The organism is Chthoniobacterales bacterium (assembly GCA_035274845.1).
Taxonomy (GTDB): Bacteria; Verrucomicrobiota; Verrucomicrobiia; order Chthoniobacterales; family UBA10450; genus AV80.
This window is the reverse complement of sequence record DATENU010000021.1, coordinates 146,698-169,618: the sequence shown is the minus strand read 5'-3', so window position 1 is coordinate 169,618 and position 22,921 is coordinate 146,698. Positions and strand designations below refer to the sequence as shown.

The 22,921-nt window shown below is 59.6% G+C and carries 15 protein-coding genes; 10 read left to right on the top strand and 5 right to left on the bottom strand.

All coding sequences use genetic code 11. The features are described 5' to 3' along the window. Window positions 1–58 precede the first annotated feature (58 nt). Together VJU77_15960 and VJU77_15955 are read right to left on the bottom strand one after the other, a co-directional pair. Window positions 59–358, bottom strand: a complete 300-nt coding sequence (locus VJU77_15960) for a hypothetical protein (GenBank protein HKP04848.1) — start codon at window positions 356–358, stop codon at window positions 59–61. 60 nt (window positions 359–418) lie between these two features. Then, entirely contained in the window at window positions 419–1,180 is a 762-nt protein-coding gene (locus VJU77_15955) for a L,D-transpeptidase family protein (GenBank protein HKP04847.1), read from the bottom strand. Window positions 1,181–1,232: 52 nt separating this feature from the next. Between VJU77_15955 and VJU77_15950 the strand changes: the two genes are divergently transcribed. The 3 genes from VJU77_15950 to VJU77_15940 all read left to right on the top strand — a co-directional run bounded on the left by VJU77_15950 (window position 1,233) and on the right by VJU77_15940 (window position 6,670). After that, window positions 1,233–3,023 (top strand): tetratricopeptide repeat protein, encoded by a 1,791-nt coding sequence (locus tag VJU77_15950; GenBank protein HKP04846.1) that lies wholly within the window; start codon window positions 1,233–1,235, stop codon window positions 3,021–3,023. 182 nt (window positions 3,024–3,205) lie between these two features. Beyond that, window positions 3,206–6,397 (top strand): hypothetical protein, encoded by a 3,192-nt coding sequence (locus VJU77_15945; GenBank protein HKP04845.1) that lies wholly within the window; start codon window positions 3,206–3,208, stop codon window positions 6,395–6,397. Beyond that, window positions 6,398–6,670, top strand: a complete 273-nt coding sequence (locus VJU77_15940; protein ID HKP04844.1) for a hypothetical protein — start codon at window positions 6,398–6,400, stop codon at window positions 6,668–6,670. It begins immediately after the preceding gene. Window position 6,671: 1 nt separating this feature from the next. Here the strand turns inward: VJU77_15940 and VJU77_15935 are convergent, their stop codons facing one another. The 3 genes from VJU77_15935 to VJU77_15925 form a co-directional block, all read right to left on the bottom strand. Continuing rightward, complete coding sequence (locus VJU77_15935) at window positions 6,672–8,807, bottom strand: RecQ family ATP-dependent DNA helicase (protein ID HKP04843.1); 2,136 nt, start codon at window positions 8,805–8,807, stop codon at window positions 6,672–6,674. Between the two features lie 112 nt (window positions 8,808–8,919). Next, window positions 8,920–11,931, bottom strand: a complete 3,012-nt coding sequence (gene secA, locus VJU77_15930) for a preprotein translocase subunit SecA (GenBank protein HKP04842.1) — start codon at window positions 11,929–11,931, stop codon at window positions 8,920–8,922. 86 nt (window positions 11,932–12,017) lie between these two features. Next, window positions 12,018–12,824 (bottom strand): phytanoyl-CoA dioxygenase family protein, encoded by an 807-nt coding sequence (locus tag VJU77_15925; protein HKP04841.1) that lies wholly within the window; start codon window positions 12,822–12,824, stop codon window positions 12,018–12,020. 142 nt (window positions 12,825–12,966) lie between these two features. Here VJU77_15925 and VJU77_15920 point away from each other — a divergent pair, with 142 nt between their 5' ends. The 7 genes from VJU77_15920 to VJU77_15890 all read left to right on the top strand — a co-directional run bounded on the left by VJU77_15920 (window position 12,967) and on the right by VJU77_15890 (window position 22,905). Continuing rightward, on the top strand, window positions 12,967–13,386 hold the full coding sequence (locus VJU77_15920; protein ID HKP04840.1) for a RidA family protein: 420 nt from the start codon (window positions 12,967–12,969) through the stop codon (window positions 13,384–13,386). After that, window positions 13,386–13,952 carry an orotate phosphoribosyltransferase gene (gene pyrE / locus VJU77_15915; protein ID HKP04839.1) on the top strand — a complete coding sequence of 189 codons (567 nt, stop codon included), beginning with the start codon at window positions 13,386–13,388 and terminating at the stop codon, window positions 13,950–13,952. The genes VJU77_15920 and pyrE overlap by 1 nt, the downstream gene beginning before the upstream one ends. After that, the gene (locus VJU77_15910) at window positions 13,949–15,016 is read left to right on the top strand and encodes an NAD-dependent epimerase/dehydratase family protein (GenBank protein ID HKP04838.1); all 1,068 of its coding nucleotides are present in this window, start codon (window positions 13,949–13,951) and stop codon (window positions 15,014–15,016) included. Before pyrE ends, VJU77_15910 begins: the two co-directional genes overlap by 4 nt. Continuing rightward, window positions 15,013–15,861 carry a glycosyltransferase family 2 protein gene (locus VJU77_15905; protein HKP04837.1) on the top strand — a complete coding sequence of 283 codons (849 nt, stop codon included), beginning with the start codon at window positions 15,013–15,015 and terminating at the stop codon, window positions 15,859–15,861. The genes VJU77_15910 and VJU77_15905 overlap by 4 nt, the downstream gene beginning before the upstream one ends. 24 nt (window positions 15,862–15,885) lie before the next feature. After that, entirely contained in the window at window positions 15,886–16,689 is an 804-nt protein-coding gene (locus tag VJU77_15900; protein ID HKP04836.1) for a class I SAM-dependent methyltransferase, read from the top strand. Window positions 16,690–16,818: 129 nt separating this feature from the next. Next, the gene (locus VJU77_15895; GenBank protein ID HKP04835.1) at window positions 16,819–19,695 is read left to right on the top strand and encodes a hypothetical protein; all 2,877 of its coding nucleotides are present in this window, start codon (window positions 16,819–16,821) and stop codon (window positions 19,693–19,695) included. Between the two features lie 246 nt (window positions 19,696–19,941). Continuing rightward, on the top strand, window positions 19,942–22,905 hold the full coding sequence (locus VJU77_15890) for a hypothetical protein (protein ID HKP04834.1): 2,964 nt from the start codon (window positions 19,942–19,944) through the stop codon (window positions 22,903–22,905). Window positions 22,906–22,921 lie beyond the last annotated feature (16 nt).

Sequence of the window (22,921 nt, the reverse complement as noted above, 5' to 3'; positions counted from 1 at the left end):
GCGAAGCGGAGGCAAAGCAGATTTACGGCGACAGAGCGCCGTCGCTACAACTTGAAGCCTAGCGGCGTCCGCGGGTCTTCTTCCCTTTCGCCTGTTTCTTGCCTCGCTTTTTGGTGGCCTTCACCGGCCCCCGAAAAACCCGTTCCGGCAGATCGCTCATGGCCGATCGCTTAAATTTGCGGGCCGCGCGCCGCGCGCCCTCTTTGCCTCCGTACCCGGAATCGCTAAACAAGCGCGTGACTGTCTCTCCGCCCCGCAGAAAGTGCACCTGGAAACCGTGGGTTTGTTTCTTGGCGCGAGGCTTCGTATCGATGCGCCGGATGTTTTGTTCCGAATCGGGATTAGCTCGTTTTTTCATGAATCTTGTGGGGATCGCTCACTCTAAGTAGCCACAACACAACTGCAAACACACCCTGTCCTAATGTTCAGTCTTCCACGACGATGGCGGCGGCAGGTGCCAGCCTTGCCATCGCTTGTCGTATTCGGGGGCCGGCAGCAACACGTAGCAGGGATGCCGGGGCGAACGCATCCAGCTGATCAGCTTCACCAAGTCGGACTCGGCCATGGTGGTGCATCCCGCGCTGGGACGATCGACTCCGCGCCGGATATGAAAAAAAATCGCGCTGCCGGCGCCGGGCACGGGCGGATCAGAATTGTGCCGGACCTCCACCAGCCACCGATAAGCGAAATCGTTGTGCCGCATCTTTTGTTTTGCAAACCAGGGCGGCGGGTTCGCCGGATCGGGAATCGTGACAAACCGGTTGTACTCCGGGTGCTTCACGTCATCGATCCAGGCGTCGGCGGTCGTGACCTGATGGAACGGAAAATCAGCGCCGGGCGGAAGCTGCGCATCGTAGGTATAAATTTTCCCGATCCGAAAGACTCCGGCCGGCGCGCGTCCGTCGCGCTCGGATTTGCGCAGGCCGCTTTCGTTTTGCCCGTCGACCCCGCTGCCCCAGGCGAGTCCGTGTTTGCCAAAGAGAACCGGCCACCGCGCGGTGACCGGCTGCCAGGCAGCGCCCGGGGACCGTTCGAATAACTGCAACTCGCCCCGCATGGAGTTCCAGGTAGGCGCGATCCCCACGATCAACTGGGTGCAATCGTCCGGCACACCCGCGGCACATGCGCTGCTAACCAGCAAGCCCAGCGCGCCCAGTCCAACAAAAGTTTTTCTTAGCATTTCCCAAACTTAGACGCGCATCTTATTGCTTCTGTCCAACCCAATTGCGCTGTTGAAAAAAATCCTGCCTTTCCTTTTTCTGGTCTTCGTGACCCTGGCGCTCTACGCGCCTTCCTTGCGCAATGATTTTGTGTGGGACGATACCGCCCTGATCCTGCGCGATCCCCTCATCCGCAGCTGGCAGCTCGCCCCCGAGGCGTTTCAGCATTTTCTGTTTATCGATGCGACTGCGTCGGACTTCTACCGGCCGATTCAACGCCTGACTTATTTGCTCGATTACTGGGCGTTCGTTTTCAAGCCGGCCGGCTATCATCTCACCAGCATTCTTTGCCATCTCGGCGCAACCCTGGCGCTGCTCCTCCTGGGCAACGAGCTGTTTCGTCTCTGGGAAATCGAGGAACGAAAACGGCGGCTGCTCGCCTTCCTGACCGCCCTCGCCTGGGCAATTCATCCGCTCCATACCTCCGCGGTGGCGTACATCTCAGGGCGGGCTGATCCGCTCGCGGCGGCCTTCGGATTCCTCGGATTGTTTTGCGCGATCCGCTCCCTGGCCGCGATCGGGTCGCGGAAATTCACTCTCCTTCTCGCCGCGGGAACGCTTTTTCTCCTGAGCGCCTTGAGCAAGGAAAGCGGACTAATTTTCCCGATCCTGTGGGGCGCGATTGTCATTCTCAGAAAAAACTGGAGACAGATTCTGCCCGCCACCGTCGTTCTCCTTTTCGTCGGCGTGAGTTATTTCAGCCTGCGATTACCGGCCGAACACATACCGCCTCCCCGGCTCCGCCCGCCGGCGCCCTTGCTCGTTAGGCCGATCATCGTGGCCCGGGCTTTTGCGGAATATACCGGCCTGATTCTGCTGCCAGCCCAGCTTCACATGGATCGCGACGTGGAATCGCATCCAAGCGGTCCGAACGAAGTGAGTCTCACCCACTCTGCGTGGCGCGAGCTCCAGACTCTTCTGGGAGTGATATTGATCGCCGCCGCGATCTATTGGTCGATCCGAAGCCGCCGGCAGGCGCCCGCGGTCTTTGGTTGCCTGGTGCTCGCTCTCATTACTTACATTCCGGTCAGCGGAGTTTTACCCCTGAACGCCACGATCGCCGAGCATTGGGTCTACCTTCCGAGCGCCTTTCTTTTCCTGGCTGCGGCCCTGGCCCTCTCGAATCTCCGGATTCCGTCCGGCGTCCTCATCCCAGTGCTGGCGCTTTGGCTGGTCTTTTTGGGAACCAGAACCTGCCTGCGAACTTTCGATTGGAAAGATCAGCGCACCTTTCTCGAGCGCACGATCGCGGCCGGCGGAGATTCCGCTCGAATGCTGATCAACCTCGCCAGCCTCGAGTTGCACGAGGGGAAACTGGACGCCGCGAAAGCGCACCTGGAGACGGCACTCAAGAAGGAGCCGAACCAGCCGCTCGCGGTAATTAACCTGGCGGTCGTCGCGATCCGGCAAAATGATTTTGCCGCTGCCCGGGAGCTTCTCGGCCGCGCCAAAGATCTGCCGCTGGTAGACGCGCAAGCTTACGAACTGCTGGCCGTTCTTGAATTCAAGGAGCACGAGAAAGTCGATCCGCTGCGGTTTCGGCTCGCCGCCCGGACGGGCCCGCCGCATTGGAGAATCGAGAAGCGCTACATCGAAGTCCTGGACCAAGTCGCCGGCCCACCGACCGCGATTCATGAGTTACAGCTATGCTTGCAAACCCAATGGTACCGGGCCGAGTCGTGGCAAATGTTGAGCCGGCTCTTCGCCAAATCGGGATCCAGCCGCCAGGCGACCGAAGCCCTCGAGCAGGCGAACGACTACGACGTCCATCTGAGCGAGCACGCGGAAGTGCCGCAGCCCTGATGGGGCAAAATCCGAGATTCGAGTTTCGGATTTCTTAGCCGCAATCGACGCTCGGGGTGACAGGCTCTCCCTTCCAATAGTAACGACCTTAGCTTTTTACGTGACAGGCACTAAAAAGATGTCAGGTTGTGCCCTCCTTCCGGGCGGAAACGAGCACCGTTGCCCAAACTATTCGTCAAACTATGAAACGAAAATCCGAGACGCAATCAGCCTTTTCTAACCTCCGTGTTCGAACCGTTCCTGTTCTGCTTCTCGCCAGCATCTTTTTCGCGCTGTCCGCCACTGCAAGCCCGCCAGAGCTCGGCTCGGGCGCGCTCTCCAGGGCAACCGTTGAAAGGACGGCGGCACGGCGCCTGGACGAGCGAGGTTATCGTCCGAACAGCATTCCGTTGCCTCGTTCGCGAGACGCAAAAAGTTCGGACGCTACCCTCGCGGGAATCGGCGCATGGTCGCTACTCGGCCCTCCAGGCGGCAATGTCACTGATGTCGCCGTCTCGACGGTCGATCCAAACATCGTGCTGGCTGGCACCGACACCAGCCTCTATCGCTCCGCTGACGGAGGCAACAATTGGTCGGAGGTGCCTGCTCTGATTGGGACGAGCGTCTACGACATAGAATTTGCAGCTAGCGGCAAGGTGTATATCGCCACCCTGGACAGCATCAGGGAAAGTACTGACGGCGGCCTCACTTGGACACCCCGCAACCTCGGCATCGGAGCTAACGACCAGGTATTGGACATCGCGCTCGACCCATCGAATCCCTCCATTCTTTGGGCAGGGGTAGCCGACGCGAACGGCGCGCAGCCGATCAACGTCATGCGCTCGGTCGACGGGGGCGTCACTTGGGCCAATCTCACGCCGCCGTTGGGCCAGGCGGTGAGCTGCCAGGCAATCGCAGTCCATCCGACCGATTCGAACACCGTAATCGCCGTCTTTGGTGGCGCCTTCGGCGGTGGCCAGGTGTGGGTGACGACCAACGGTGGAAGCTCCTGGACGAATCGTTCCGCCGGCCTGCCGAACAACCCAATGCAAGCGGTTGTTTACAATGGCACGCGGCTGCTCGTCGGCGGCGGTCAGCTTTTCGGCGGACAAAACGTCGGCCTGTATGAGTCGCTCAATCTCGGTATGACCTGGACCCCGCGGCACGATAACACCTGGCCACGGCTGGTGGTCACCGACATCGCCGTCGATCCGAACGATCCGCAAAAAATCTTGGTGGCCACGGACGGCACCGGCGTCCACCGCAGCATCGACGGCGGCGCAACCTGGCAGATCGGCATCGGCGGGACTTCGGCGCTAGCCGCACGTTCCCTGCGTTTTCGGCCGGGCAACTCTACCACGCTGTTTCTCGGCACCACTTCCCTGGCGGTCTTTCGCTCTACCGACGGCGGCAACACGTTTACCAGCTCGTCACGCGGCATCTCGGCGATCGATCTGTTTTCCATTCACGCAAACCCGCTCAACCCGAACGAGCTGGCGGTCGCATTTCAAGGTTCGAATAATGGCGGCGTCTTCTCTTCCACGGACGGTGGCACGACTTGGAAATTGGAATCGGCGCCGCCGACCCGGTATAGCGCCGTTCGCTTTGCTCCGAATGGAACGCTTTACGCCATCTCCAGCGGCCCTTCGACCGTTGCCCCGGAGGGTCTCTATCGGCGGGAGAGTAACGGCACTTGGACATCTCTCGGCCCCGACCAGGGCACCCTATTTGAATCAGATCTCGCCACGATCCGTTTTAGCATCAACAATCCGAACCTGATCCTGCTTGGAGGCGCGGACTTCGGAGTGGCGGGCTTCGAGGGCACTATCTGGCGCTCCATCAATGCCGGCGGGATGTGGACCAAGGTCGACGAGTTCAGCAGTTCCCAGAAAGTAATCGACATCGAGATCGTCGAGGATGGACTCGATCAGGTCATGCTCGCGGCCTACGACGATTTATCTGGCGGTAATCAGGCCGGGGTGCGGCGCTCCACCAACGGCGGAATGTCGTGGGTCCCATCCAGCTCGGGTTTGCCCACCTTCTTGCGCGCACCCCACTTGTGCGCCTCGCCTAACGACCCACAAACGTTCTTCCTGGTGGGCTCGCTCAGCTTCAGTTCGAGCGGGCTATTCCGCAGTCCTGACAGCGGCCAAACCTGGGTATCCACGGGCTGGACCGGCGCCGGCTCGGCCAACGACATCGCCTGCCACCCTAACGGGCAACTGCTCTTTGTCAGTCTGACGAGTGAAGGATCTCAAGTCGTGCGCTCGCAGAACGGGGGCATGACTTTCTCGCCATTCGCCAGTGGCCTCCAGGGTGTGGGGAATCCCCGCGAACTGGCCTTTGCGGGTTTCTCCCGACTCATGCTGGCCAGTGGCAAGGGAAGTTACGGGACCGATTTGGGCCTGCCGACACCAACCCCAACCGCGACGCCAACACCGACAGCTACTCCGACCCCAACCGCGACCGCGACGGCCACGCCGACACCAACCGCCACTCCAACCGCGACGGCCACGCCGACGCCTACATCTACTCCGAGTCCAACGGCGACCGCTACCGTTGCCCCGTCGGCAACGCCCACTCCAACGGCTACCGCTACGCCCAACACCGCCCAGGCTTTAAACATCTCGACCCGGCTTCGGGTTGAAACTGGAAACAACGTGGTGATTGGCGGCTTTATTATCACCGGCACCGCCACCAAGACCGTGGCAGTGCGCGGCATTGGACCATCGCTCTCCGGCTTTGGAATCAGCGACCCCCTGGCCGACCCTACCCTGGAGCTTCGGGCCAGCGACGGCTCCCTCATCCTCGGAAACGACAACTGGCAGGATGATCCCGCCCAGGCGACGCAGTTGACTGCGCTCGGGCTGGCTCCCACCAACTCGAACGAGTCGGGACTGGTGGCGCCGCTTCAGCCGGGAGCCTACACCGTGATCGTGGCCGGAAAGAACCAGGGGACCGGCGTGGGGCTGGTGGAAGTTTACGACACGAACCAAGGCGGAGCCTCGCAGCTGGCGAACATCAGCACGCGTGGATTCGTCCGGACAGGCGAAAATGTCATGATCGGCGGCTTCATTCTCGGCGGGTCCAGCAATCCCACGCGTGTAGTCGTGCGCGGCATCGGACCGTCGCTCGCTCAAGCCGGTCTTAATCCCGTCCTGGCTGATCCCATCCTGGAGTTACGCGACAGCAACGGAGCCCTCCTTATTTCGAATGACAACTGGCAGGACGATTCGGCTGCCGCGGCGCAGCTAATCGCAAATGGTTTCGCGCTTTCGGATCAGAAAGAGTCGGGGATTTTCACGTCGCTGCCCGCGGGAAGCTTTACCGCGATTCTGGCTGGCCAGAGTGGCGGCATCGGGATCGGCCTGGTCGAAATTTACAATTTGCACTAGGTGGATCGAGCGCTCCGCGCTCGATGGCAAGGGCCAGCGCATATTCACCACCATCGCCCGCAGAGCGGCCGATCCACCTATTTCGGCAAAAGCGACGGTATCGGTCTCGTCGATATTTTGCAATTTGAGGTAGGGGATCGAGCGCTCCGCCGCTCGATGGGCGAGGACCAGCGCATATTCACCACCATCGCCCGCGGAGCGGCCGATCCACCTTTGCCGATCCACCTTTGCGCGGTCTTCCGGCCGGCAGGAGCGGTCGGATTTCGAATTTAGCTCATTCGAATTTGTTTCGAGCTTCGGATTTCGAATTTCGGATTTCCTCAATAAACGCCGGCAAGTATTTCCGCGCCTTCACTTCCCCCACCCCGCGGATCTGCCGCCCAGCTTCCACCGAAGCCGGCTTTAGTCGCGCGAAGGCCCGCAAAGTCTCGTCTGGAAAAATAATGTAGGCCGGCACATTCCCGTGCGCCCGGGCCAAATCGAGCCGGAGCTTCCTGAGCCGCTCGAGAATCTCCGCGTCGACCGGGATCGCTTCCTCTAATGACGCCGTCTTCGCCCTCGTTCTTCGTGCTGGCGATCGTTCCGAGGCGCTCCGCTGCGGCCAGCGAAGCTGATAATCGGTGCGGCCTTTCATCACCTCGTCGCCGCGCCGCGTCAGGGTCACCATTGGATATTGCCCCCCGCTCGAGACCAGCATCCCGGTGTCCTGGAGTTCGCGCAGGAGCTGGTTCAGGTAGGCGACGCCTTCGCTTTTCAATAATCCATGGGTCGAAAGACGGTCGAGTTGCGCGGTGAGGATATCCTGGGAACGGCTGCCGACCAGCGTCTGCACAATCCGTCCTCGCCCGAAGCGCGGCTGCCATTCCCCGTTGATCTTCGCCGACATCCTGGCCACGCCGCTCAAGGCTTTCTGAACGATGATCGTTTCCTCCTCGGTCGGAGGACGCGCCGGGCCCGCCGACTCCAGGCAAATGTCACAATTCCCACAACGGGCCGGGTCGGCCTCGCCGAAGTAGCGCAGGATTGCCTGCTGCCGGCATTCCCGCGCGTAGGCGAAGTCGATCATCATCTTCAACTTCGCCCGGTCCCGCCGCTCTTTTTCGCGAAGCTTTGCTGCATCGAGCTTCAGCTGATGCCCGCGCACCTCGGGCTGAAGCACTCGCGTTCCACGCACCCGTTTTCCCGGAATATCGAACCGGTCGATGTAATTTTCGCGGTCGAGCACGTGCAGCGAAGAGCTGACCATCATGTCGCTCCGCTCGTCACCGAGCCGGGCCGCCATTTCCTTGATCGAGATCTGAAGCTCATTCTTCGAGTCCATTTCGCGACGCAGCATCTCGTAAGTCTGGGCGATGAATTCGAGCGGCGGATTGCTCCCTTCGATGAAGAACTCCTGCACCCGGGTGTCCGCGTGATTGAAGAGCAGCTCGCAGGTCGCGGCCTCGCCGTCACGTCCCGCGCGACCCGCTTCCTGGTAATACGCCTCGACACTTCCCGGCACATCGAAATGGACGACAAACCGGATATCGGACCGATCGATCCCCATTCCGAACGCGTTCGTCGCCACCACGATGTCGCGCCGGCCCTGCATGAACTCGTTCTGCGCTTTCTCGCGCTCGTCGTCGTTCATCCCGCCGTGGTAAAGAATGCTGGAGATGTTCGCGAGCTTGAGGGTTTCCGCGACCGCCTCCACTCGCTTCCGCGTCGAGCAATAAACAATGCCGGTCTTGTTCTCGCGAATCAGCGCGTTGAGCCGCCCATATTTTTCCGCTTCGTTGGCAACGTGGGTAAGGAGCAGCTTCAGGTTCGGGCGGGCAAATCCGGCGACGAATTCGCGCGGCTCGCGCAACGCCAGATGGGTGAGGATGTCGCGCCGCACTTCCGGCGTCGCGGTCGCGGTGAACGCGGCCACCTGAGGGCGGCCCAACGTCTCGAGAACCTGTCCGAGCCGGAAATAATCGGGCCGGAAATCGTGGCCCCACATCGACATGCAATGGGCTTCGTCCACGGCGAAAAGGGCGATCGTGCTTTGGCCCAGCGCCTCGAGAAACGAACGGCTCCGGAAGCGTTCCGGCGCGATGTAAACCAGCTTGAATTCACCGCGAGCCAGGGCGCGGATCCGCTCCTGTTGTTGGCCCGGCGTGAGGGTGCTGTTGATCAGCGTGGCCGAGATCCCGCGGCGCTCGAGCGCGTCCACCTGGTCTTTCATCAATGCGATCAACGGCGAGACGACCACCGTGGTTCCTTCGAGGAGGAGCGCGGGCAATTGATAACAAAGTGACTTGCCGCCTCCGGTCGGCATCACGACAAGCGCATCCGCGCCGCCGGCGATGGCCGTTATGACCTCCTCTTGCGCGTCGAGGAATTCGCGGAAACCAAAATATTTTTCGAGAACGTCGTGAGGGGTCATGCGGATTGAATTCTGCCGGAATGGCGAGACGCGCACAAGTGCGACCCAAGGAGGGGCGCTTTCCAAACCGCCCTTTTCGATTTGCGGCGGTTTGTAAACCGCCGCTCCTTGCTTACGCCACCCGGCCGCAACAATTCTTGAATTTCTTGCCGCTGCCGCAGGGGCACGGTTCGTTCCGGCCGACCTTTGGGACCTCTCGCCGAACGGGCGCCAGGTCGAGCTTCAATTCGGAACCATCGCCGTTGCCAGACATAGTGTCGCCACCGGACATTCGGTCACCGTGAAAGCCCGGCGTCGGACCGGTTGCCGTCGACGCCGAGGGCGCATGTTCGCGGAGAAGAAATTGCGGAAGCGTCGACAGGAAATTCTCGAAGGCCTGCAAATTCGAAGTGCTCCGAAACAGGTTGTGCAGCACTTCGTTCTTAATATTTGCCATCAACTCGACAAACATGTCGTAGGCCTCGGTCTTGTATTCGATCAGAGGATCTTTTTGGGCATAGCTGCGGAGATAAACGCCTTCGCGCAATGCATCCATCGCGTAGAGATGCTCCTGCCAGAGCCGGTCGATCGCGTTCAGGATGATGTAGCGCTCCAGGCTCTTCACGGCGCTCGGTTCTTCGTGGCTGGATTTGCGCTCGTAGGTGTCCTTGATTTTCTCGATCAGGAACTGCGCATTCTCATCCGGAGTCCGCGTCTCGAATTGAGCCTTCTCCTTCGAGAGGCCGAGAGGGAACGTCACGTTGACCCAGTTAAGGAGCCCACCGTAATTCGGCTCGTCCCCCGCTGCCCCGGTGCCGAGAAATTCTTTTACCTTCCAGGGGACCGCTTCCTCGATGACCTCGTAAACCAGTTTGCGCGGTTCTTCTGAATCGATCGTGTCGTTGCGATAAGTGTAAACAACCTCGCGCTGGTTGTTCATCACGTCGTCAAAGTCGAGCGTCCGTTTCCGGGCCAGATAGTTGCGCTGTTCCACGCGTTTTTGCGCGGTTTCGACAGATTTGTTGAGCCACGGATGTTCGAGCTCCTGGCCTTCTTCGAGGCCGAAACGCTCCATGATTTTCGTCATCCGATCGGCCGCGCCAAAGTTGCGCATGAGATCGTCTTCAAAACTGACGTAGAAACGCGAACCGCCGGGATCGCCCTGCCGTGCGCAGCGTCCGCGCAACTGCCGGTCGATGCGACGCGATTCGTGACGCTCGGTCCCGATAACGAAAAGGCCGCCCCGCTCCGCCACACCTTCGCCGAGCTTAATGTCGGTGCCGCGGCCGGCCATGTTCGTCGAGATGGTCACCGTCCCGGCCTGGCCCGCGCGTTGCACGATCTCGGCTTCCTGCATGTGAAATTTCGCGTTGAGAACGTTGTGCGCGACCTTCTCCCGCTTCAGCATCCGGCTCAGTAATTCCGACGCTTCCACGCTGACGGTGCCGACCAGGACCGGCTGCATTTTCGCGTGCCGTTCTTTGATCTCGGCAATGACCGCGTTGTATTTTTCCCGCCGGGTCTTGTAGATCCGATCGTTGGCATCTTTCCGCGCCACCGGCCGGTTGGTCGGGATGACGTTGGTATCGAGCTTGTAAATGTCGTGGAACTCAGCGGCTTCGGTGTCCGCCGTGCCCGTCATGCCGGCCAGCTTGTGATAGAGCCGGAAATAATTCTGGATCGTGATGGTGGCGAGCGTCTGGGTCTCCCGATCGATCTGGACGCCTTCCTTGGCTTCGACCGCCTGGTGTAGCCCGTCGCTCCAACGCCGGCCCGGCATTTTCCGGCCGGTATATTCATCGACGATGACCACCTTGTTGTCTTCGATGACGTAAGCGACATCCTTTTCGAAGAGGCAATACGCCCGCAACAACTGCGAGATGTTGTGAATCCGCTCGGCCTGGGCGTCGCAATGCTGCTGGCGCTCCACCTTGGCCTTCTCCTTCTGCTCGTCGGAAAGCGACGGATCGAGATCGATGTCGGTGAATTCACTGATCAGATCCGGCAGAACGAACGAATCGGGTTCGTCGGGGTTGAGGAAGGCGCGCCCTTGTTCCGATAGGTCGGACTCGTTCGATTTCTCATCGATCGTGTAAAAGAGTTCCTCCTTGAGGGCGAACAACTCCTCCTTGCGCGTGTCCTGGTAAAAGGAGAGCTCGGCTTTCTCGATCGCCTTGCGTTTCTCCGGGTCTTCCATCATCCGGAGGAGCGGTTTATTCCGCGGCTGACCGAGTTTCACCTTGAACAGGGCCAGCCCGGCTTCGTCGGTTTTGCCCTGCTCGAAAAGTTCCTTCGCTTCACTGGCCAGCCGGTTGCAGAGCATGTTTTGCTTGCGGACGAGCTGGTCCACGAGTGGTTTCCACCGGTCGTACTGGTGAGTCGAAACCGTGGACGGGCCGCTGATGATGAGCGGGGTCCGGGCTTCGTCGATCAGGATGGAATCGACTTCGTCGACGATCGCATAATTGTAGCCGCGCTGGACCTGCTGTTCGCGCGTCGTGGCCATCCCGTTGTCGCGCAAATAATCGAAGCCGAACTCACTGTTCGTCCCGTAGGTGATGTCCATGCCGTATTGCTGGCGGCGTTCGTCCGGCGATTGATCGTGCTGGATGCATCCGGTCGTCAGGCCGAGGAAATTGTAGAGCTGGCCCATCCATTCGGCGTCGCGCCGGGCGAGGTAATCGTTCACGGTCACGAGATGCGCGCCCTTTCCGGTGAGAGCATTCAGATAGAGGGGCAACGTCGCCACGAGCGTCTTGCCTTCACCGGTCGCCATTTCGGCGATTCGCCCGCGATGCAGCACCATCCCGCCGACCAGCTGGACATCGAAATGGACCATGTTCCAGGTCATCGGCTGGTCGCAGACCGTGAATTCGTGCTGTCGTTCGGTCAGCCGGCGCGCCCCATTTTTCACGACCGCAAAGGCTTCGGGCAAAATCTCGTCGAGCTTTCTCCATTGGTCCGGCAGCTCCTGGATCTCTTTCAGCTCGGCCTGCCAGGCGGCCGTTTTCGCGCGGAGCTCGTCGTCCGAGAGCGACTTGAATTGCTCATCGAGCTCGTTGATGCGACGCACGGTCGGCATCAGGCGCTTGATTTCGCGCTGATTTTTCGACCCGAGTATTTTCTTTAGAATCCAGCCAACCATGGGAAAGAGTAATATTGACGGATTTCGGTGAGAAACAACCACGGTGAACCGCCCGCCGGGCGCCGAAGGCGATTATTCCCGAGGCATTACCGGCCAAACCAGGCGAACTTTCGACGACGCGGCTGTGGCTTTGCCTTCGCTGGCGGCGGCTCGATCGCCACCGGGTGCTTCTCTTCTCCGGTCAAGGGGGACCAATACGAGCAACCGTCGAAGAAATAGTGCGTAACCTGGCTGTGACGGGTAAGCGAGCGGTCGGTCTGCGGAGCGCCACCATGCCAGAGGTTTGCGTCCCAAATCAGGGCTTGTCCTTTCTTCGCAAGGAAGGCGACGGGGGTGGCGCCTCGCGCTTCGATCTCGGCCTCCCATGCTTTCTCAAGGAGATGATAATGTTCATAGGGATTATCCGCGGAAGCGCGCGGCATGTTGATGGTCTCTGGCAAGATCACCGGCCACTTGTGTGAACCGGGATAATAAATCAGCGGACCGGCTGCGCGCGTGACATCTTCGAGGGCCAGCCAGACTCCACACATGAAGTGCGGCGGATGCGCGCAGAAATGAACCAGGTCGGCATGGACATGCTGTTGAGTCCCGACCGCAAAGTTCAGAGTTTGAAAGGCGAAAGCGCGCCGCTCGTAGAGCTTGCTCAGCAACTCGATAATGACCGGATTTGTCGCGATGCTGCGCACGTTTTTCTTCCACTTCCAAGTGTCCCCCACGCGCAATCCCTCCGTCTTTCCGGCCCGGTAATCGTCCCATTTGTAAAAGGGCTGCAATGATTGCCAGATATCTTCCGCCATCCGATCGAGGTTTGATTCCGGGAAATTGATGACGGCGAAGCCGTCGCGTTCCAAATCCGCAGCCACGGAGGAGGGATCGATTGGGTTCGTGTTCAACGCTGGTTGATGACTCGGCGATATCGACCCCATTCGCACGCGAAAAGTAATCGAGCGCAAACGCCACTCCCATTTGCGAGGCCCTCGGCCCGCTCCGCCAGCCGCGGGATGACAGCCCGCTTTTTCCCGCTAGGCTTGCCGGATGAAGAAAATCATTTCCACGACGGAGGCGCCCGCGGCGATCGGGCCTTACTCGCAGGCGGTCCGGGCCGGGTCTCTGGTTTTTTGCGCGGGGCAAGTACCGCTCGACCCGAAAAGCGGGCAGATCGTTTCCGAAGATATTGCGGAGCAAACCCGCCGCGTGCTCGACAACGTGACGGCGATCCTGAAAGCGGAGCGGCTTACCCTCGCCAATGTCGTCAAGACCACCGTTTTCCTGGCCGACTTCGGCGACTTCCAGAAAATGAACGAGGTTTATGCGACCTACTTCACGGAGAATCCGCCGGCGCGCTCGACGGTCGGCGTCTCCACATTGCCGAAAAATGCACGGGTCGAAATCGAGGCCATCGCCTTCGACGAAGGTGGGGCGACGGGAAAAACCGTCAGCGATACGTCGGGCTAATGAGCGACGACCTGCTCGCGCTTTTCCGCCGGACCGGGGCGCTTCTCGACGGTCATTTCGTCCTGCGTTCCGGCCTGCACAGCCGCCAATTTTTTCAGTGCGCCATCCTCCTCCAGCACACGGAGATCGCCGCCGACGTGTGCGCGCGGCTGGCGGACAAATTGCGCGACATCGATTGTGACGCCGTTATCTCACCGGCGCTGGGCGGGATTATCGTCGGTCAGGAAGTCGGCCGCGCCCTCGGGAAACGGCACATCTTTGTCGAAAAAGAAGCGGGCGGGCTGGTCTTGCGGCGCGGCTTCACGATTTCGCCGGGCGAGAAATTCATTGTCGCCGAAGACGTCGTCACCCGCGGCGGCCGGGTCCAGGAAACCATCGACATCGTCCTAGCGAAGGGCGGGAAGGTCTCCGGCGTCGGAGTCATTGTCGATCGCAGCGGCGGCGCCCACCCCGATTACGGATGTCCGTTTGTCAGTCTCATCGAAATGAATGTTGAGACCTTTGCCGCGGACGATCTTCCTCCCGACCTGGCCGGCAGCCCGGCAATCAAACCCGGCAGCAAATGAAAATTTTTATCTCGGGGATATGCGGATTCGCGGGCAGCAGCCTGGCGCTCAGCCTCCTCGAGGATTCCGCCGTCCAGATTACCGGGTGCGATAATTTCAGCCGGGCCGGAAGCCAAACGAGTGTCGAACGGTTGCGGCAGCGCGGCGCCAGAGTTTTCCATGCGGACGTCCGCTTGCCATGCGATCTCGAGCAGGTCGAAGGGATCGACTGGATAATCGACGCGGCCGCCGAGCCAAGCGTGCTGGCGGGAGTGGATGGTTCAGTCAGCAGCCGCCGGTTGGTTGAGAATAATCTTAACGGCACCGTCAATTTGCTCGAGCTGGCCAAAAAAAATGGCGCCGGATTTGTTTTGCTAAGCACGAGCAGGGTTTATTCGCTGAAGGCGCTCGCCGCGATCCCGATGGTCGTAAAGGAGAAAGCGTTTCAGCCCGCTCCCGCTTCCGATCTGCCTCGAGGCATGTCCCCCCGGGGCGTGACGGAAGATTTCTCCACCGCCGCGCCCATTTCACTTTACGGGAGCAGCAAGCTCGCCTCGGAATGTCTCGCCTTGGAATACGGCGAAACCTTCGGCTTCCCGGTCTGGATCAACCGCTGCGGCGTGCTCGCCGGCGCCGGTCAATTCGGGCACGCCGCCCAGGGAATTTTTTCTTTCTGGATCCATGCCTGGCAGCAGCGTGCTCCTTTGAAGTATTTGGGATTCGACGGCGGCGGCCATCAAACTCGCGATTGCCTCCACCCCAGAGATCTGGTTTCGGTCTTGAAAAAACAGTTCGCGACGATCGACTCGACCAAACCGCGCATCGTGAACTTCGCCGGAGGGACCGAAAATAGCATGTCGCTCGCGCAACTGAGCGAATGGTGCGCCGCCCGCTTTGGCCCCCACGAAGTCGGAAGCGAAGCCGCCGCGCGGGCCTTTGATGTTCCCTGGCTGGTCCTCGACTGCAGCCTCGCCAGTCGGGTCTGGGACTGGCAGCCGACCACAACCTTGGAATCAATTCTCGACGGAATCGCGCGTCATGCCGAAGCGAATCCAAGCTGGCTCGAAATGTCCGCTGTCCTATGAACGGCGAAAATTCCGTGCCTGCGGACCTGAAGCTTCTGTCAGTGGTGATTCCGGCACGCGACGAAGAAGGATGTATCGCTTCGACCGTGGAAAAACTCGAGGTGGAGTTGCGTCTCAATCAAATTCCCCATGAAATCGTGGTCGTCGACGATGGGAGCACCGACAGCACCTGGTCGATTCTTGAGCAAGTCCAGGGGCGGATCGCGAGCCTGGCGCCAGTGCAGAATACGGGGCCGCATGGGTTCGGACGAGCCGTTATTCGAGGCCTCGATTCGATGAAAGGCGACGCGGTTGTCATGATGATGGCGGACGAATCCGACGATTGCCGGGATGTCGTGCGCTACTGGAAGGAACTGAACAAGGGTTACGATTGTGTTTTTGGCAGCCGCTTCGTCCGCGGAGGAGGGGTAATCGATTATCCGAAGTTCAAATTACTCCTGAACCGGCTCGCAAATTACTTTCTGAAGATTCTTTTTCAGATCAGGCTGAACGACACGACCAACGCCTTCAAAGCGTATCGCAGGGAAGCTATTGACGGCTGCCGGCCATTGATTGCGCCACATTTCAACATCACCGTTGAGCTGCCTCTCAAAGCCATTGTTCGCGGATTTACCTGGACCGTTATTCCCATCACCTGGAGAAACCGGCGCAGCGGCGTCGCCAAATTGAAGATCAAGGAAATGGGAAGCCGCTATTTGTTTATCTGCCTTTACATTTGGCTGGAAAAATATTTCAGCGTCGGGGATTACCGGCGGCCGCCTTCTCCTTTGGAAAATCGAGAAACCGGAGACAAACTGCCGTTCGACCTGCCTGAGATTCCGGTCGTGAAGCCGGGCAGCAAATAAAAACGGCGCGCCGCAGGAAAAATAATGCCAACATCTCCTTCGCTCGCGTCTGTTCGCGATATTTTTCGAGCGATGCAGACAGAACAGATCAATGGTCATCCCTTGTCCGACGTTGTCGGTGGAGGAGATCCGGAGCTGGTCGCGGCAGAAGTCGTAGCGGCGATAGTAAAATACGCAGAGCTGAACCCGGGCGGCGATTCGATCCTGGATGTGGGGTGCGGATGCGGGCGAATCGCAGCGGCACTTACGCAATACGTCGACTCAAAGAGTCACTATACCGGGATAGACATTGTTCCCGGGCTCATCGACTTCGGACGCAAATTCATTACGCCCCGGTTTCCACGCTTTAAGTTCCTGCTCTCAAACGAAAGTAACCGCACTTACGACGCCTGGCGCCCGGAAGGCGGCGAAATAGGGATAGCCAAACTCGCGGAGGCCGTCGCTCCGCAATCCATCGATCTGGCAATTTCTATTTCTCTCTTCACCCATTTGGATTTCGCACCTGCCGTGGAAATGCTGACTTCGATTTACCATGCGCTGAAAAATGGTGGCCGGGCTTTTGTCACCGTATTCGTTTTGGACGCCGAAGCGGCATCGAGAATCGAGGGCGGGCGGGCCGCATTCAGTTTCAAGCACCGGACCCCAACCGGCGAACTCTTCGCCGAAAAGAGCGATGATCCCACCTTCGCCGTGGCCTTCGATGGCGACCTGCTAACGAAACTGGTTCGCTCTGCAAATTTGCGGCTCGAGCGCCACATCCGCGGCTATTGGTCGACCGGCGGACCGGGGGAAATTTTCCAGGACGTTCTAATCTTGCGAAAGGCCTGATAGCCTCTCTCCAGCGATCGCCGATGGGACAAATCGGCAAATCTCTCCGGAATTCCAGTGCCGCCCAGTCTACGGTGGGCCATGGCTTGACTATTGCTTCGAAAAACGCGACAAAAAGGTCGCCTATTTATGTCGAAAACGTTAAAATTTCTCTGCCTCGCTCTGTGCGCCGCCGCCGGGTCGATCCCCTTTCCCGCGGACGGGCAGCAAATAATCCCGGTAAGCAGCGCCGGAGCCTTGCAGCAGGCGCTGGATGAGGTGCCGGAAGGCGGCATTATCGAGCTCGTCGGGGGGACCTACACCGCGCCCGACGGAGGATGGACGATCTACCCGGACCTCAGTGGCGGAAGCAGGAGTTTCACGGTCCGGGCCGCGGCCGGAGCCAATGTCCTGCTGTCGGGCAACAACAGCACCCGCATCCTGACTTTCACGACTCCCAAGCCGGTGACCTTCGAGCGGCTGACTTTCACGAACGGCCTTTCAACCGAGGAATTCCACGGAGGTGGTGTGAGCATCTCCCATGTGGAGGCTAATTTCATTCAATGCGTATTCGAGAACAACGCCGCCAATCCCCCGGTGACCGGGGGCGGCGCTCTTTGGATCGACACCTCGAATGTTTCCTTTCAGGGATGCGTGTTCAACAACAACACCTCCAAGAATTATGCGGGCGCGATCAGCGCCTATGCTTCGCGCGTGTATCTACGGGACTGTCGATTTGCCGGGAACCGGACAAATCTCCCCGGCCATTCGTATTTCTCCGCCGCGGGAGCGATCCACGGCAACTCCTGTTCAATCAAGATCGCCAACTGCCGGTTCGAGAACAATCAGGCCGGTTATGTGGGCGGCGCCATCTACGTGGTCGGTCCGTGGGGAACGCCAGTCATGGACCTGGAGATCTCCAATTCGCTCTTCCTCAATAACGTGGCGGTGCGGGATGCCACCGGGACCAATACTGATCCCACCTCCGGCGGCGCGGTCTTCATGGAGGACAAGGTAAATGCGCGGATTTACAATTGCCGCTTCACGAGCAACTCAGCCCAGCAGGGCGGAGCCATTGGGAGTTACCGTTCGATCACGGACATCAAGAACTGCGTTTTCCAGGCGAACCGCGCTTTCGGCAGCGCCACCAACGGCGAGAGTTTGGGCGGCGCGCTCTGTGTGCTATCGGCGGACAATCCGGATCAGACGACCAATGGCGGGACCCTCAATCGCCCCCCGGCGCAGATAACGGTGACCGATAGCCTCTTTCGGGGCCAGGGTCCCGGAACTCCCAGTGCCCGGCAGGGCGGCGCGATTTTCCTTGGGGGTGATACGCATGCCGCTTTCGGCATCACCGTGCAACCAAACGGGACCCAGGCGGAGAACCGGACAGGAGCGACCCTGAAGCGGGTCGTATTTGCCGATCTCGCGACCGTGGACGACGCGGGCAACGGTACCGGCGGGGCGTTGACCGCCGCTTTCACCACGCTCAATACGGAATCCTGCATCGTGGAGAATTGCAGCGCGTCACAGTATGGCGGCGGCTTCGAATTTGTTTGGGGCTGCGACGCGACCATCCTGAACACGACCTTCGCGCAAAACACCGCCGGCGTTTTGGGCGGCGCCGTTACCCTCTTTGGGGGCAATCTTAATATCGACGCCTGCAATTTGGTGGAAAACCACCTCACGAATCCGGGCGGTGGTTCGGCCTTCGTGGTGACTGCCCAGCCGGCCGCTGGTGGTCTTCCCGACTGGAACGCGACCGGATTCATTCAAAACAGCGTGATCAGCAACAACTCGGGCGGTCCCGCCACGATCTACGACGGATACCGCTCCACGGCGCCGTTCAACCTGCTGCAGTACAAGTCCAATCAGATTAGTCCGCCGGATTCGTCAGCCTTTTTCATCGACTCGCTGGGATCGAAAAGCGTTCCCGAGATCAATGCACTGACCGTGCATTTTTCGGATGGAAGCTCGGTGGTCAAGGCGCCGATAGCGAACGCCTCCCTCACTGGGCCGGCCGCCGTTGGCGCCGTCCTGATGGTGCCGCAGATGACGGCTTCCACGGGCGCACCCGGCGAGACTTTACCGCTCCCGGCCTACCTTGGTTGGGCCTCGAGCGGCGCGACGCCCACGCTGGACGGCACGGCGCAAAACGCCTCTGGCGTCGCCCAGTCTTCCGCCAACGCCACCCACACCCTTACGGTCGGCGGCCAATCCTACTCGACGATCCCGGCACCGGGTGTTGCCCTGAACATTTCCACCCGCCTGCCAGTAGGGACCGGCCAGCAGGTCCTGATCGGAGGATTCATCGTCCAAGGACCGAGTCCCAAGACCATCCTTGTCCGGGCCATCGGCCCTTCTCTGCCATTCACAGGGGTGTTGCAGGATCCCTACCTGGAACTGCACGACCGGACGGGCCAGATCATCGCGACGAACGACAACTGGCGGACCACCAACCTCGGCGGAACCCTGACTTCGAGCCAGTTCATCGACATCGGCGCGACCCTTCCTCCATCGAACAACGCGGAATCCGCTTTGATTGCGACGCTTGATCCCGGCGCTTACACGGCGGTCGTGGGGGGGGCTAATAACGCCACCGGCATCGCAGTGGTGGAGGCCTACGACCTTGACCCGGATCCGGCCTCGAAGCTGGTCAATATCAGCACCCGCGGCTTCGTCCAGACAGGCAACGACGTAATGATCGGCGGATTCATCATGGGAGGCGGTCCGGGTGCGACCAACGTGGTTGTGCGGGGCATTGGCCCATCCCTGAGTGCCTTTGGCATCACCAATCCCCTCGCCGATCCGATGTTGGAATTGCACGATGGCTATGGCGCCACCATCGATTCGAATGATGATTGGCGAACAAACCAGGCAGCGATCCAGGCGACTGGTTTGCAGCCCACCAACGATGCGGAAGCAGCGCTCCTGAAGACCAATCTGCCCCCGGGCGCCTACACGGCTATTCTGCGCGGCAAGAACGGCGGGATCGGCATCGGCGTCCTGGAAGCTTACGTCTATTAGGAAGAGCCGGCGCCGCGAGCCGGAGCGAGGGATTGCTATCTGGCGCGTCCCTTACTAGGCTGCGCGCCCGTGCCACAAAACTCCAACGCCGACGTCCCGGCGGCCTCCTCCAGGAGTCGACCTCTAATTAATTCCCTGTTCGTCCGATCCAGACTCGCCCCGGCCCTGGCGGTAGGCCTCCTTGCCGCCACCGCCTTCACCTTTTGGCCGCGGCCTCAAACGCCCGCTTTTTCTTTCCAGCTCACGATGCGTTCGGCGCTCTCCGGTTTTGCCCAGCTCTACTACGACACTGGTTCCGGCATCAACGAATTGAATTCGGTTCGCCTCCCGGTGGAAGGCGATAATCACGATGTCGAGTACACGTTTCCGTTGCCGGTGGGACGATTTTCAAGCTTTCGATTCGATCCGACCGATCGGGCGAAGAACACGATGAGGTTATCCAATGCCCGCATTGTCGATCGGTCGGGAAATCTCTTCCGAGCCATCCCGCCGGCGCAGATCAAAGTCTCACAACAGATCGAGTTGCTCGGGGTCACCGAAACAGCCGTCAGCCTCGCCACCCCACCCAACGCCGACGATCCGATCCTGACCCTGGAACTGGACGAGCCTCTCCTGCTGCAAAGCTTTGCCACGCCTTCTTTCGGCACAAATCTACGGCGTTTTCTTGTCTCCTTCTTTTTCGCGACAGCGCTGGCCTTGCTGGCCGCTCCTTTCCTCGCTTCAAAGATAAGGCCGCGAGCAACCCTTTGGAGCAAGGCGGTAGCGACCTGGGGATCGGCTCATCCCCTGCAATTTCTCCTCCTTACCGCAGCTCTCGCCGTGGTGGCCAGTTGTTATCCGATCGTCTTTTTCGGAAAGAGTTTCCTTTCTCCAAATAATCACAGCCACACCTATCTTCTCTACGGTGGGATGCCGACCGTGCCGGGTTCCACGGAGAGGGGGACAGACGACGAGAAAGGCGCCGATCTCGGGGCGCCGATGTGGTATTCGTGGCCGACATCTGTCGTAGAGGCGCGGTCATTGTTCAAAGACTTCGAGCTGCCTCTCTGGAACCGCTACGATTGCGCCGGCCTTCCCCTCCTTGGCCAGGGGCAATCGATGTTTGGCGATCCGCTTCATTTTCTTGTCCTGTTCGCCAAAGGCGCGTCCGGCGCCTGGGACCTGAAGTACCTCCTGGCGAAGTTTCTTTTTGCGGCGTGTCTCGGACTTTGCGTGTTTCAGCTCACCCGGCACCTTCCCGCGGCGGCGCTCATCGCCGCATCCGCGCCGTTCATCGGCTTCTTCGCCTATCGATACTCCCACCCGGCATTCTTCAGTATGTGCTATGCGCCGTCGCTGTTGCTTTGCTGGTTAAGATTGATCGACGCGCCCCGCGGCCGCGCTTCCGCCCTCTGGCTCGGAATGATGGTCCTGGCCAACTGGACAGTCATGAACAGCGGCACCGTCAAGGAAGCTTATGTCCTCCTCCTCGCCCTCAACCTTTGCGGCTGTCTCACTCTTCTTCTGGCTGTTTCGAAGACAGAGCGAATCGCGAAACTGCTCCAGGCGCTCGCGGCCCAGGCCCTCTTCCTTCTGATCGCCACGCCGGTCTGGCTGACTTTTCTCCATACCGTCCGGACCTCGTGGACGGTTTACGACACCGGCGGCGCCTTTCAGATTTCGCCGGCCCTGTTGATCGGATTGTTCGACGACATCTTTTACCGGCAATTCAACGCCAACGAACTTCACCTTGATCCTTCAACGAACTTTTTAGTCCTCACAGGAGTCTTATGGTTTTGCCTGAGCCGGCACCGGATCGATCGTCCGCGGCTCGTATGGGGAATCGGCATCACGTGTCTGGCTGCCCTCGCGTTCGTCTTTGGGATCGTTCCACCCTCCCTGATCGTTCGGATTCCGTTCCTCAGAAATATTTACCACATCGACAACACATTTTCGTGCGTGGCGATCATCTGCCTGCTTCTCCTGGCCGGTTGCGGCATCAAAGTTTTTTGGGAGGAGGGTCGCACGCCCGATTTCCGGCAAACCTACGTCCGTTTCCTGATTGCCTTGGCCATCCTGCTGGCCGCGTATTTTGGAACGACCGAAGCCGCCCAACGCTCCACGAAAACGTTGCTTCAGATCGGCGAGCAGATTCCAAAATCGAACTTCTTCTGGGGTTATACCATTCTCCTGGTCGCAGCCGTGACTCTCGGCCCATGGCTGGGCCGGCGGCTCCTTACCGGAAATCGCGCCCAGCTTTGGCGAATGTTCTCTTTGGTTCTCCTCTTCGTCCTCATCCACTGGAAGCAGGGAATGCACGCCAGAACGCCGTTCGACCCCTACGTCATGAACCCGCAACAGCGGACTGATCTTCTCGCTGAATCTCCTGCCGTTAAGATGATCGCCGAGCGCTCCGCTGAGCCTTCGCGAAGCGCCGGTTTCGACCATAATCTGTTCCCCGGCTATGGCGGAGCCATTGGCCTCGAGCAGATCGACGGCCCGGATCCGTTGCTGAACAAATACTACAAATCGTTGCTCGATGCTTCCGGAGCGAAGCTTTTCTTTTGTAGTTCCCAGATCGGCCCGATTGACGATCAACTTTCAAACGACCTGCCTCTCTTCGATATGCTCAACGTCCGCTATTTTCTCGGCGGCCCCGAGAGCCAGGCGGAAATGACTACTTCGTTGAAGAAGATCACCTCTCTCGACTTGAATATTTTCGAATCCAGCAAGACGTGGCCGCGCGCCTTTTTCACAAATCGGGTGACGCCTTACGAGACGGATAGCGATTTCGTCAAGCTGTTGAAAGAAGGCGACGGAAAACCGTTCGCGGCGGTCCCAAATGAGGAAATGGCCAGGCAGGCTGAATTAGGGACGCTCAAGGACCCTTCGCCTTCGTCCGACCGGCGCCTCGTCCAGGCAATCGGCTACCGATTTACGAGTAACAGCACCTCCTTCAAAGTTAACGCGCCGGAGAGAGGCGTGATGGTTTTGACCGAACCCTACGCGGAAAACGATTTCCGACTGCTCGTGAACGGCAAACCCGCAAATTATTTCCGAGTCAACGCGGCCTTTCGCGGCATTTTTCTTCCCGAGCCGGGCTATTACACCTTCTCCTTTTCCTACTGGCCGCGGCACCTGACGATTTCGTTGTGGATATCGGCAATCGGAATAGTTTCGCTCTTGCTGTGGCTCGGAATCGTCTTCAAATCCAAACCCCGCCAGGCGTGATTCCGGTCTGGCCAAG